Source organism: Variovorax ureilyticus (assembly GCF_037889935.1).
Taxonomy (GTDB): Bacteria; Pseudomonadota; Gammaproteobacteria; order Burkholderiales; family Burkholderiaceae_C; genus Variovorax; species Variovorax ureilyticus.
In genome coordinates, this window is record NZ_JBBKZU010000003.1 from 446315 (window position 1) to 458738 (window position 12424).

The 12424-nt window shown below is 65.0% G+C and carries 12 protein-coding genes and 2 tRNA genes; 12 read left to right on the plus strand and 2 right to left on the minus strand.

Features of this window, described 5'->3' with window-relative positions; genetic code table 11:
- The 3 genes from uvrC (at position 1) to WKW77_RS09585 (ending at position 3551) form a co-directional block, all read left to right on the plus strand.
- Entirely contained in the window at positions 1 to 1959 is a 1959-nt protein-coding gene (gene uvrC, locus WKW77_RS09575) for an excinuclease ABC subunit UvrC (RefSeq protein ID WP_340356615.1), read from the plus strand.
- Positions 1960 to 2106: 147 nt separating this feature from the next.
- Positions 2107 to 2673, plus strand: coding sequence for a CDP-diacylglycerol--glycerol-3-phosphate 3-phosphatidyltransferase (gene pgsA, locus WKW77_RS09580; RefSeq protein ID WP_340356719.1), 567 nt, complete (start codon positions 2107 to 2109; stop codon positions 2671 to 2673).
- Positions 2670 to 3551, plus strand: a complete 882-nt coding sequence (locus WKW77_RS09585; RefSeq protein WP_340356616.1) for a DMT family transporter — start codon at positions 2670 to 2672, stop codon at positions 3549 to 3551. Before pgsA ends, WKW77_RS09585 begins: the two co-directional genes overlap by 4 nt.
- Before the next feature lie 6 nt (positions 3552 to 3557).
- On the opposite strand, the gene WKW77_RS09590 is transcribed toward WKW77_RS09585, so the two are convergent.
- Positions 3558 to 4502 carry a LysR family transcriptional regulator gene (locus WKW77_RS09590; protein WP_340356617.1) on the minus strand — a complete coding sequence of 315 codons (945 nt, stop codon included), beginning with the start codon at positions 4500 to 4502 and terminating at the stop codon, positions 3558 to 3560.
- Between the two features lie 75 nt (positions 4503 to 4577).
- Here WKW77_RS09590 and WKW77_RS09595 point away from each other — a divergent pair, with 75 nt between their 5' ends.
- From WKW77_RS09595 to WKW77_RS09625, 7 genes are all read left to right on the plus strand, one after another.
- Positions 4578 to 5468, plus strand: coding sequence for an alpha/beta fold hydrolase (locus tag WKW77_RS09595; protein WP_340356618.1), 891 nt, complete (start codon positions 4578 to 4580; stop codon positions 5466 to 5468).
- A gap of 3 nt (positions 5469 to 5471) precedes the next feature.
- Entirely contained in the window at positions 5472 to 6557 is a 1086-nt protein-coding gene (locus tag WKW77_RS09600) for a tartrate dehydrogenase (protein WP_340356619.1), read from the plus strand.
- A 220-nt stretch (positions 6558 to 6777) separates the two neighbouring features.
- Positions 6778 to 7050, plus strand: a complete 273-nt coding sequence (locus WKW77_RS09605; RefSeq protein ID WP_007830705.1) for an HU family DNA-binding protein — start codon at positions 6778 to 6780, stop codon at positions 7048 to 7050.
- 17 nt (positions 7051 to 7067) lie between these two features.
- Positions 7068 to 7143: transfer RNA gene (locus tag WKW77_RS09610), tRNA-Val, on the plus strand.
- Between the two features lie 75 nt (positions 7144 to 7218).
- A complete protein-coding gene (locus WKW77_RS09615) occupies positions 7219 to 9132 on the plus strand; it encodes a SurA N-terminal domain-containing protein (RefSeq protein ID WP_340356620.1) in 1914 nt (637 codons plus the stop codon).
- Between the two features lie 29 nt (positions 9133 to 9161).
- Positions 9162 to 9237 (plus strand) — tRNA-His (locus WKW77_RS09620).
- 118 nt (positions 9238 to 9355) lie between these two features.
- Positions 9356 to 9694 (plus strand): H-NS histone family protein, encoded by a 339-nt coding sequence (locus WKW77_RS09625; RefSeq protein ID WP_340356621.1) that lies wholly within the window; start codon positions 9356 to 9358, stop codon positions 9692 to 9694.
- Between the two features lie 63 nt (positions 9695 to 9757).
- Here the strand turns inward: WKW77_RS09625 and WKW77_RS09630 are convergent, their stop codons facing one another.
- A complete protein-coding gene (locus WKW77_RS09630; RefSeq protein WP_340356622.1) occupies positions 9758 to 10744 on the minus strand; it encodes an NADPH:quinone oxidoreductase family protein in 987 nt (328 codons plus the stop codon).
- Positions 10745 to 10873: 129 nt separating this feature from the next.
- Here WKW77_RS09630 and surE point away from each other — a divergent pair, with 129 nt between their 5' ends.
- Both surE and WKW77_RS09640 read left to right on the plus strand, forming a co-directional pair.
- Positions 10874 to 11638, plus strand: a complete 765-nt coding sequence (gene surE / locus WKW77_RS09635) for a 5'/3'-nucleotidase SurE (protein ID WP_340356623.1) — start codon at positions 10874 to 10876, stop codon at positions 11636 to 11638.
- 1 nt (position 11639) lies between these two features.
- Positions 11640 to 12413, plus strand: a complete 774-nt coding sequence (locus tag WKW77_RS09640) for a protein-L-isoaspartate(D-aspartate) O-methyltransferase (protein WP_340356624.1) — start codon at positions 11640 to 11642, stop codon at positions 12411 to 12413.
- The last annotated feature ends 11 nt before the right edge of the window (positions 12414 to 12424 follow it).

Here is a 12424-nt window from a genome sequence, read left to right on the forward strand (position 1 = left end):
ATGTCAGAGACACATTCCGAACAACTGCTCAATGAGGTCGCGGCATTGCCGCAACTGCCGGGCGTCTACCGCTATTTCGATTCGGCGGGGGCGGTGCTCTATGTGGGCAAGGCCCGCAACCTGAAGAAGCGCGTCGCCAACTACTTCCAGAAGAACCACGCCGGCACGCGCATCGGCCACATGATCTCGAAGATCGCGCGCATGGAGACCACGGTGGTGCGCTCCGAGGCCGAGGCGCTGCTGCTCGAGAACAACCTGATCAAGACGCTCAAGCCGCGCTACAACATCCTGTTTCGCGACGACAAGAGCTATCCCTACCTGAAGATCGCCTCGCACGAGTTTCCAAGGCTGGCCTACTACCGCGGCTCGGTCGACCGCAAGCACCGCTACTTCGGCCCGTATCCGAGCGCCTGGGCGGTCAAGGAATCGATCCAGCTCCTGCAAAAGGTGTTCAGGCTGCGGACCTGCGAGGACACGGTCTACAGCAACCGCACGCGGCCCTGCCTGCTCTACCAGATCAAGCGCTGCAGCGGGCCGTGCGTCGGCTACATCGCGCCGCCGGACTACGCGCAGGACGTGGCCAATGCCGAGGCCTTCCTGCTGGGCGACACGCAGGCCGTGCTCACGCAACTCGAGGCGCGGATGGTGGCGCACGCCGAAAAGCTCGAGTTCGAGCAGGCGGCCGAGCTGCGCAACCAGATGTCGGCGCTGTCGCGCGTGCTGCACCAGCAGTCGGTCGAGATCGCGTCGGACAAGGACGTGGACATCCTCGCGGTCAAGGTCCAGGGCGGGAAAGCCTGTGTCAATCTCGCGATGGTGCGGGGCGGGCGGCATCTGGGCGACCGGGCGTACTTCCCGGTGCATGTCGAGGACGCGACCCTGATACGGCACGGCGAGGGCGCTGGAGAAGACGACGACGCAACCCCGCCGGCGCCCGTCGAGGTGCAGGTCCTGGAAGCCTTCGTCGCGCAGCACTACATCGACGTGCCCGTGCCGGCCACGCTGGTGCTCAGCGAGTTGGTGAGCCGCGAACTGATCGAGGCCATTTCGCAGCAGGCCGGCACGCGCGTGACGGCGGTGTTCCAGCCGCGTGAGCAGCGCCGGCACTGGCTGGAGATGGCTTGCAAGAACGCCAGCCTGCAGCTCGCGCGGCTGCTCGCCGAGGAAGGCTCGCAGCAGGCGCGTACCCGCGCGCTGGTCGACGCGCTCGAACTCGCGCCGGATGACCTCGAGAACTTCCGCGTCGAATGCTTCGACATCTCGCACACCGCGGGCGAGGCGACGCAGGCGTCCTGCGTAGTCTTCGAGCGTCATGCGATGCAGAACCGCGAGTACCGCCGCTACAACATCGAAGGCATCACGCCCGGGGACGACTACGCCGCGATGCGGCAGGTGCTGCACCGCCGCTACGGCAAGCTCGCCGAGGCGATGGCCGCCGAGACCGACGCGCCGCCGGCCGGCGATGCGGCGGGCGCCGGCTCGGATGCGCCGGCGGGCACGCGAGCGGCACGCATGCCGGACCTGGTGCTGGTCGACGGCGGCAAGGGGCAGGTATCGATGGCGCGCGAAGTGTTCGGGGAACTCGGGTTGCCGCTTTCCCTCATCGTCGGCGTCGAGAAAGGCGAGGGCCGCAAAGTGGGCCTCGAGGAACTGGTGTTTGCGGACGGACGCGAAAAGGTCTACCTCGGTCGCGATTCGGCGGCGCTGATGCTGGTCGCGCAGATCCGCGACGAGGCGCACCGCTTTGCGATCACCGGCATGCGCGCCAAGCGCGCGAAGGTGCGTGTCGGCGGAAGCCAACTCGAAGACATTCCGGGCATCGGCCCGAAGCGCCGCGCGCGCCTGCTGCAGCGCTTCGGCGGCATCCGCGGCGTCGCCGCGGCAAGTGTCGAGGACATCGCCTCCGTCGAAGGCATCGCCTTCGATCTCGCCGAAGAAATCTACAAGGCCCTGCATTAGCCGACCGCGAGGCGCGCACACTCCTTCGCGGGAGCTGCCGCGGAACCGGCTTTGCCGGGCCGCAGGCTGCGCCCCCTGCAAGGGGGTTGGCGGCTACGCGAAGCGAGCAAGCCTGGGGGTGTGCCAATGCCTGCATATACTCCCCTGATGTTCTGGACCCTGCCGACGATCATGACCTGGGCGCGCATCGTCGCGATTCCGCTGATCGTGGGTGTGTTCTACCTGCCGCTGTCGGAGCCGATGCGCAATCTCATCGCCACGGTGATGTTCGTCGTGTTCGCGGCGACCGACTGGCTCGATGGCTTTCTCGCGCGCAAACTCAATCAGACCTCCGCCTTCGGCGCGTTCCTCGATCCCGTCGCCGACAAGTTCCTCGTGTGCGCGTCGCTGCTCGTGCTCGTGCATCTCAATCGCACCGATGTCTTCGTGGCGTTGATCATCATCGGCCGGGAGATCGCCATTTCTGCGCTGCGCGAATGGATGGCGCAGATCGGTGCCGGCAAAAGCGTCGCCGTCCACATGGTCGGCAAGGTGAAGACCACGGTGCAGATGGTTGCGATCCCGTTCCTGCTCTTCAACGGCATGCTCTTCGGCACGATCGACACGGGCGCGTGGGGGCAGTGGTTGATCTGGATCTCCGCGGTGCTCACCGTCTGGTCGATGGTCTATTACCTGCAAAAAGCCATCCCCGAGATCCGGGCACGCGCCAAATGATCGACGCGGCCCGGCCGGCGGGCTGGCTGCGGGCCATGCCGGGGGTCTTCGTTCTGATCTGGAGCACCGGCTTCATCGTGGCGCGCTACGGCATGCCCTACGCGCCGCCGCTCAAGTTCCTGGTCGTGCGCTATGCGCTGTCGGTGATCTGCTTCGTCGCCTGGGTGGTCCTCGCGCGCGTGGCCTGGCCGCGCAACCGGGTGCAGTGGGGGCATCTCGCGGTCACTGGCGTGCTGATGCAGGCCGGATATCTCGGGGGTGTCTGGGCCGCGGTCAGGGCCGGCATGGGCTCGGGGCTCGTTGCGCTGCTCGTGGGTATTCAGCCGGTGCTCACCGCCGTCTGGCTGTCGTTGCGCGGCGGCGTGGTCACCAGCCGGCAATGGCTCGGCCTGCTGCTCGGATTCGCGGGCCTGGTGCTTGTGGTGTGGCGCAAGCTGGAGCAGGGTGGCGAAGTGAGCGTGCTCACGATGTCGCTCGCCATCACCGCGCTGCTCTCGATCACGGCGGGCACGCTCTACCAGAAGCGATTCGTGGCGCCTTGCGACGTGCGAAGCGCCAACGCCATCCAGCTCGGCGCGGCGTTCATCGTCACCTTGCCCTTCGCGCTGATGGAGCCCGAGAGCATCCAGTGGAACCTCTCGTCCGGCGGGGCAATGGCGTGGTCGGTGCTCGCCTTGTCGCTCGGCGGCAGTTCGCTGCTCTACATGCTGATCCAGCGTGGCACGGCGACGGCCGTCACGAGCCTGCTCTACCTGGTGCCGCCGTGCACGGCCGTGATGGCGTGGATCCTGTTCGCCGAGCCGATCACGGCGATGACGCTGGCCGGCATCGCGATGACCGCCGTGGGCGTGAGCCTCGCGGTGCGAGGACCGCGCTGAAGGCCCTCAGGAAGGGCGAGCGCCGGCGCCTTTCCAGGGCTCGTTGCGAAAGCGTTCGACGAGGAAATCGATCAGCAGCCGGACGCGCTTCGGCGTCTTCGGGCGCCACGGCGCGATCCACTGGATGTCGGCGTCCGGCATCGCGAATTGCGGCAGCACCCGCACCAGCTCGCCCGACGCGAGGTGGGGCGCAATGTCCCAGAGGCTGCGCAGCATCAGGCCCCGGCCGGCCAGACACCAATCGCGCACCAGTTCGCCCGAATTGCTCGAAAGCGGGCCGCGCACGCGGACGCGGGCGCTGCTCCCGTCCTTCTGGTGGCGCAGGGTCCAGAGCGCGAACTCGCGTTCATCGCCGCTGCTGTTCTCACGAGCCACCAGGCAATCGTGAGAAGCGAGCGACGCCAAATCGGGCGGATGGCTTCGCCGCGTCAGATAGGCCGGGGCGGCCGCGAGCACGCGCTGGTTGCGAGCGATGCGCCTCGTCACCCAGTCGCCGGCATGGCGGGGTTGCGGGGCCCACAGCCACACCGCGCCGTCGTAGCCCTCGGCGCCGAGGTCGGGGAGCTTCTCCGCGAGCGTGAGCTGGATGTGCAGTCCTGGATGTCGCTCGTTGAACAGAGCCAGAGCGGGGCCAAGCCAGAGCCGGCCAAACCCGAAGGTCGCAACCAGCCGGATCGTGCCGTTCAGTTGGGTCTGGCGCTCGCGGAGCTCGTTCTCGAGTGCTGCGAATCCATCGAGAAGGGCGCGGGCATGGAGGCACACCGCTTCGCCCTCCGCCGTGGCGCTCAGCCTGCGCGTGGTCCGCTCGAACAGCCGCTGCCCCAGCCGGGCTTCGAGCGAGCCGAGCCGCTTGGTCACGACCGAGGGCACCACGTCGAGCGCAAGCGCTGCGGCGGCCAGGCTGCCGCGATCGCGGATGGCCACGACGAGTTCCAGATCGCTGCGTTCCATTGCTGCCATTTCGGAAAGTATCAATTGGCCGATTGTTGCTTGGTGGATGAGCAAGGCGCAACGCACAATTCGGCCATGCTCGATTCGTTTTCCTCCTTCGATCTCTCGCGCGACGGCGTGAGGCTGCACGGAAAAGCGGGAGGGCGCGGCGCGCCGCTGCTGCTGCTGCACGGGCATCCGCAGACGCACGCCATCTGGCATCGCGTCGCGCCGCTGCTGGCGCAGCGGTTCAATGTGGTCATGATGGATCTGCGCGGCTACGGCGATTCAGGCCGGCCCGAAGCGGACGAAGGGCATGTTCGCTACAGCAAACGCGAGATGGCCCTCGACGCGCTCGCAGTCATGCGCGCACACGGCTTCGAGCGCTTCGGCGTGCTCGCGCACGACCGCGGCGCGCGCGTGGCGCACCGGCTGGCGGCGGATCATCCGCAGGCGGTGGAGCGCATGCTGCTACTGGACATCGCCCCGACGCTCGCGATGTACCAGAACACCACGGAAGCCTTCGCGCGCGCCTACTGGCATTGGTTCTTCCTGATCCAGCCGCCGCCGCTTCCGGAGGCGCTCGTCGCTTCCGATCCGGGGCGCTACGTGCGCAGCGTGATGGGCGGCCGCCACGCGGGGCTGGGCCCTTTCGCTCCTGAAGCACTCGCGGAGTACGAGAGGTGCGCGGCCATCGACGGCACGGCGCGTGCGATCTGCGAGGACTATCGCGCGTCGGCCACCATCGACCTCGAACACGATCGCGCCGACATCGCAGCCGGGCGCAAGCTGGACATGCCGCTGCGCGTGTTGTGGGGCGCGCATGGCGTGGTGGGCCGGTGCTTCGATGTGCTCGCGCTCTGGCGCGAACGGGCGCAGTACGTCACCGGCGGCACGCTGCCCTGCGGCCACTACATTCCCGAAGAAGCCCCCGCCGAACTGGTCGCCGAGGCGTTTTCGTTTTTCAACGCAACCCCGAAGGATTGAGACATGAGTATCCAACGCATCGCAGTCATCGCCGGCGACGGCATCGGCAAGGAAACCGTGCCCGAGGGCCTGCGCGTGCTCGACGCGGCGGCTCGCAAGTTCGGCATCGACCTGAAATTCGATCACTTCGACTTCTCGAGCTGGGACTACTACGAGAAGCACGGAAAGATGCTGCCCGACAACTGGAAGGAGCAGATCGGTGGGCACGACGCGATCTTCTTCGGCGCTGTCGGCTGGCCCGAGAAGATCGCGGACCATGTGTCGCTCTGGGGCTCGCTGCTGCTGTTCCGGCGCGAGTTCGACCAGTACATCAACCTGCGTCCGGCGCGGCTCATGCCCGGCATCGTCGCGCCTGTGGTGCGCCGCGACGGGACGCCGAGGCAGCCCGGCGAGATCGACATGTACATCGTCCGTGAGAACACCGAGGGCGAGTATTCGAGCATCGGCGGGCGCATGTACGAAGGCACGGCGCGCGAGATCGTCGTGCAGGAAACGGTGATGTCGCGCCTCGGCGTGGACCGGGTCCTGAGGTTCGCGTTCGACCTCGCGCAATCGCGGCCGAAGAAGCATCTCACCAGCGCGACCAAGTCCAACGGCATCTCGATCACGATGCCCTACTGGGACGAGCGGGTCGCGGCGATGTCGAAGAACTATCCCGGCGTGAATCTCGACAAGTTCCACATCGACATCCTGACCGCGCACTTCGTGCAGCGGCCGGACTTTTTCGACGTGGTGGTGGCGAGCAATCTCTTCGGCGACATCCTGTCGGACCTCGGTCCGGCGTGTACCGGCACGATCGGTATCGCGCCGAGCGCGAACCTGAATCCCGAGCGCACGACCCCTTCGCTCTTCGAGCCCGTGCACGGTTCTGCGCCGGACATCGCGGGCCGGGGCATCGCGAACCCGATCGGCCAGATCTGGTGCGGCGCGATGATGCTGGAGTTCCTCGGCCACAAGGCCGCTCACGATGCGATCCTTGCCGCCATCGAGAAGGTGCTCGACCCTCGAAGCGGCGCGCCGCGCACGCCCGATATCGGCGGAACCGGGCGCACGTTCGATCTCGGAAAGGCCATTGCGGAAGCCCTCTGAGAAGGCATCGCAAAAGGCCACTAGAATCGCGCTCCTCGTTGTGGTCTATGGGGTGAGTGTCTTATTGACACCCCGTAGACCAGTGGTTGTAATCCCTGTCGGCAGTGCGCTGCCGGCGCGTCAGAACTGTCACCCAATTCCAATTCGCTCCTCGCGGCATTCGTCGCGAGTACGTGATCGCTTCTGACCCTGATCAACATTTTTTCTACAAGGGGCCCTTGTGAACAAGACCGAACTGATTGAGCACATCGCAAAGAACGCCGACATTTCCAAAGCAGCCGCCACGCGCGCACTCGAGTCCACCATCGGCGCCATTCGGACCACGCTCAAGAAAGGCGGCTCTGTGTCGCTCGTCGGTTTCGGTACGTTCGCTGTGGGCAAGCGCGCTGCGCGCACCGGTCGCAATCCACGCACCGGCGACGCGATTAAAATCAAGGCCGCCAAGATTCCGAAGTTCCGTCCCGGCAAAGCGCTCAAGGACGCCTTGAACTGAGATCGATGTTTCCGGTGGGGTGCTTAGCTCAGCTGGTAGAGCGGCGCCCTTACAAGGCGTAGGTCGGGGGTTCGAACCCCTCAGCACCCACCACCCGATACAAAAGGCGAACGGAGCGTTCGCCTTTTTTGTTGCCGTTTCGCAATCCGTCAAAGAGAGTGCTCCAGCATGTTTGATTCCTTCCGCAAGTACAACAAGATCATCATGGGGCTCTTGTTCTTGCTGATCATTCCGTCGTTCGTGCTGTTCGGCGTCAATCGCTACGAGGGAAGCGGCAAGGCCGAAAAGGTAGCCCGTGTGGATGGCGCCGAGATCACGCGCCCGGAATGGGAACAGCAGCATCGCAGCGAGGTCGACCGCATCCGCCAGCAGGCGCCGAACATCGAGCCGGCCCTGCTCGACTCGGAGGCCGCGCGCTATGCCACGCTGGAGCGCATGGTTCGCGATCGCGTGCTGGCCGCCGCCGCAGCGAAGTCGAACATGACGGTTTCCGAGGAGCGGCTGGCACGCCTCTTTGCCGAGAACACCGGCCTCGCGGCCTTTCGCACGCCGGACGGCAAGTTCGATCGCGAAGGCTTCATGCGCGCCACCGGCCGCACGCCGGAACAATACGAAGCCGCCATCCGCGCGGAGCTCGCGACGCAGCAGGTGTCGCTCGGCATCTCCGGAACCGCATTCGCGAGCGCCGCACAGGCCGCGGCAACACTGAATGCGTTCTATGACCGTCGCGAGATCCAGGTGGCGCTGTTCAAGCCGGCCGATTTCGCTTCCAAGGTCAACGTCACCGACGCGGACATGCAGGCTTTCTACAAGGATCATTCCGCGCAGTTCCAGGCGCCGGAAGAAGCCAACGTCGAATACCTCGTGCTCGATCTCGAAGCGGCCAAGAAGAACATCGCGATCAGCGAAGCGGATCTGCGCAGCTACTACGACCAGAACAGCGCCCGCTTCGGCAGCAAGGAAGAACGGCGCGCGAGCCATATTCTGATTGCCGCGCCGGCGAGTGCGCCCGCCGCCGACCGCGAGAAGGCCCGCGCAAAGGCAGAAGAGCTGCTGGCCGAGGTCCGCAAGGCGCCCGCTACGTTTGCGGAAGTGGCGCGCAAGAATTCGCAGGATCCCGTTTCCGCGGAGAAGGGCGGTGACCTCGACTTCGTGACGCGCGGCGCGACGGTCAAGCCGTTCGAGGATTCGCTGTTCGCGCTGAAGAAGGGCGAGATCAGCAATGTGGTCGAAACCGAATTCGGCTTTCACATCATCCACCTGAACGACATCAAGCCGGCGGTGGTGCCACCCTTCGAAAAGGTCCGCGCCACTATCGAGAACGAAGTGCGCAGTCAGCAGGCCACACAGGAGTTCGCCAAGGCCGCCGAAACGTTCACGGACATCGTCTACCAGCAGCCCGACAGCCTGAAGCCTGCGGCGGACAAACTGGGCCTCACCATCCAGACCGCAAACAATGTCCGGCGCGTGCCCCTGCCGGGCGGGGCGGGCCCGTTGGCAAACCGTAACTTCCTGAATGCGCTTTTCGCGCCGGATTCGCTGGAGCGCAAGCACAACACCGAAGCGATCGAGATCGGCGCGAACCAACTCGCGGCCGGGCGCGTGACCCAATACTCGCCGGCGCGCGCGCTGCCGTTCGATGAAGTCAAGGACAAGGTCCGCGCCCAGCTCGTTGCGGAGCGTTCGGCGGCCCTCGCGAAGGCGGAGGGCACGGCCAAGCTGACAGCGTGGCAGGCCGATCCGGCCGGCGCGACATTTGGATCGCCCGTCACGGTCTCGAGGCTGGAAACGCAATCCCAAGCGCCGCAGGTGATCGAGGCCGCGCTGCGCGCCGACAGTGCCAAGCTGCCGGTGCTGGTCGGTGCCGATCTGGGGCAACAAGGCTTCGCGGTCGTGCGCGTTGTCAAGGCCGTGCCGCGCACGCCGCCCACGCCGGAAGTGGCCAGGCAGGAAAGCGAGCAGTACGGGCAAGCTGTCGGGGCCGCCGAGACGGCGGCCTACTACGACATGCTGAAGAACCGCTTCAAGGCCGAAATCCTGGTGCCGAAGCCATCGGATTCCGCGATCAGCGCCGAAAGGTAGTTTTTCACGCTACAATTGCGGGCTCTGCGGTGGCTGTAGCTCAGTTGGTAGAGTCCCAGATTGTGATTCTGGTCGTCGTGGGTTCGAGTCCCATCAGCCACCCCAAACTGCATTGATCAAAAGCGCCGACCCCCGGGTCGGCGTTTTTTTTTGTGCGCTTGCGTTTGCTGCAATTGGAATCTCAATTAGAATTTTTTCTTTCCAATTCGGAGGATTAGCACCGATGGCCTCGACCCTTGCCGACATCAATTCCCAGATCAAGAAGCACGACGAGCAGATTGCGCAATTGCGCAGGCAAGCCGAAGAGCTCAGAAACCAAGAGCGGGCGGGCGTGATCGAGGAGGTGCGCAAGAAGATTGCCGAATACGGTTTGACCGCCTCCGATCTGAAACTCGCGATGCGCGGCAGCAGAAGGAGTGTGGTCGCCGCTCCGACAAAGGCGGCAGCAAAGTACCGCAGCCCGACCGGTGAGACCTGGTCGGGTGGTCGCGGGCGCAAGCCGCGCTGGGTGACCGAGGCGTTGGCTGCGGGCAAATCGCTGTCGGACTTCGAAATCAAGTAATCCCTGCCCTCCAGTTAAAAAGCCCGCGATCCGCGGGCTTTTTATTGCGCGCCGCGTGTCGCTTCAGTTCACGAGGACCAGTTTGCCCTTCACGCCACGCGAGCCCATGTGCGCGTAGGCGGCCTTGAGGTCCGCCATGGGCATGGTGCTGTCGATCACCGGCTTGATCTTGCCCTCGCCGTACCATTTGGCCAATTCGGCCATCATCTGTCCATTGGCCTGGGGTTCGCGCTTGGCGAAGTCTCCCCAGAACACGCCGACCAGCGATGCCCCTTTGAGAAGGGCCAAATTCAGCGGGAGCGAGGGTATGGGGCCAGCGGCAAAACCGACGACCAGATAGCGGCCACGCCACGCGATCGACCGGAATGCGGGCTCGGCGAATTCGCCGCCTACCGGGTCGTAAATGACATCCGGTCCTTTGCCATCGGTCGCCGCCTTGACTGCGTCGCGGAATGCATTGGGAAGGCCGTGCGTCGTGTAGTTGATCGTCGCGTCCGCACCAATGGACTTGCACAACTCGCATTTCTCGTCGGTGGAGGCCGCGGCAATCACCTTGGCGCCGGCTGCCTTTGCAATCTGAATTGCGGCCGTCCCGACGCCGCCGGCCGCGCCGAGAACGAGGACGGTTTCACCGGCCTTCAATTGGGCGCGATCCATCAGTGCGTGCCAAGAAGTCGCGTAAATCATGATGAAAGCTGCCGCGTCGACATGGCCAAATCCATCGGGCAGGGGCATGCACAAGGCGGCCGGTGCGAGCGTGTGTGTTCCGAACCCGCCGGTGCCGGAAAGACACGCGACGTTCTGGCCCACGCGCAGGTTCTTGACGCCTTCTCCGACCGCAGCGACCACGCCGGCATATTCGGACCCCGGGACGAAAGGCAGCGGGGGCTTGATCTGGTACTTGTTCTGAACGATCAGAAGATCGGGAAAGTTCAGGCTGGCTGCCTTGATTTCGACCAAGACCTGACCCGGGCCGGGCTGTGGCGTCGGCAATTCTTTCCATGTCAGCGCATCGACGCCGACGGGGTTTTCGCAGAGCCATGCGTGCATGCTCGTGTCTCCTGTAGATAGGGCGGGGTGACGATTGAAAGTGCGGGCCATGATAGGCCTCGGCCGATGACGCCGTTGTCCCAGTCGTGACGCACCTGCCGCCTACAATCTTGCGGACTCCCAGACGCCATGAAGATACTTATTTCGAACGACGACGGCTATCAGGCTCCAGGCATCGTGGCACTGCACGATGCGTTGAAGGATGTAGCCGATGTTGAAGTGGTCGCGCCCGAGCACAACAACAGCGCGAAGTCCAACGCACTGACGCTGGCGGCGCCGCTGTACGTGCATGCGGCGCACAACGGTTTTCGCTACGTGACCGGAACGCCTGCCGACTGCGTGCACATCGCGTTGAAGGGTCTCCTCGACTACAGACCCGACCTCGTGGTCTCGGGCATCAACAACGGCGCCAACATGGGCGACGACACGATCTACTCGGGGACAGTCGGTGCAGCGATGGAGGCTTATCTCTTCGGCATCCCGGCCATCGCCTTCTCCCAGATCGAGAAGGGTTGGGCGCACATCGATGCCGCCGCTCGCGCTGCGAGAAGACTCGTCCAGCAGATCGAGCGCGAGAAGATGATCGGGGGCCCTGCGTTCCTGCTGAACGTCAACATCCCCAACCGGCCGTTCGAAGAACTCAAGCCGGTGAAGGTATGCCGGCTGGGCCGTCGTCATGCGGCCGAGAAGGTGATCACCCAGGACAGCCCGCGCGGCGAGACGATGTACTGGATCGCCGGTGCTGGTGGTGCAAAGGACAGCGGCGAGGGCACTGACTTCCATGCGACGGCAGCAGGTCATGTTGCGCTAACCCCCTTGCAGATCGACCTGACCGACCACGCGCATCTCGGCCAGTGGCGAGAGACGGTGGCTCGACTGGGCGAGTCTTCCTGACATGGCAGGCCAACGTCCCGGTTTCCCGGTGCGGCTGACGACCGGGGCTCCTCCGACGGTTCGCGGACGGACTTCTGCCACGCCCGCAAAACCTGTGGTGCATGCGACACCGTCGATGGCTTCGGATGCTGTGCGCACGCGGATGGTGCAACGCCTCGCAGCGCAAGGCATCACCGATGCACGTGTGCTGCGTGCGATGGGCACAGTCGAGCGGCATATGTTTGTCGATAGCGCGCTGGTCAATCAGGCGTACGAAGACACCAGCCTCCCGATCGGACTGGGCCAGACCATCTCCAAGCCCAATGTGGTGGCGCGCATGATCGAGTTGCTGCTCGGTGCGCCCTCGCTGGCGAACAAGCCGGCTGATCGACTGGGCCGCGTCCTCGAGATCGGCACGGGGTGCGGCTACCAGGCTGCAGTACTCAGTCATGTGGCAACCGAGGTCTACAGCATCGAGCGCCTGCGAGGTCTTCACGAACGCGCGCGCGCGAACCTGCGGCCCTTTCGTTTCGCGACCGTTCACCTCCTGCTGGGGGATGGCATGGTGGGCTATGCCAAGGGCGCACCGTACGCCGGCATCATCGCTGCGGCCGGCGGAGAAGCGGTGCCCGAGGCATGGATCGCGCAGCTTGCCGTGGGCGGCCGCATCGTCGCGCCGACGCAGTCATCGACGGGTGGGCAAGCCCTCGTCGTCATCGACAAAACCGCACGTGGAACGGAGCGCCGCGTTCTTGAGGCGGTTCACTTTGTCCCCCTAAAATCGGGAATTGCTTGAAGGAAGAACAC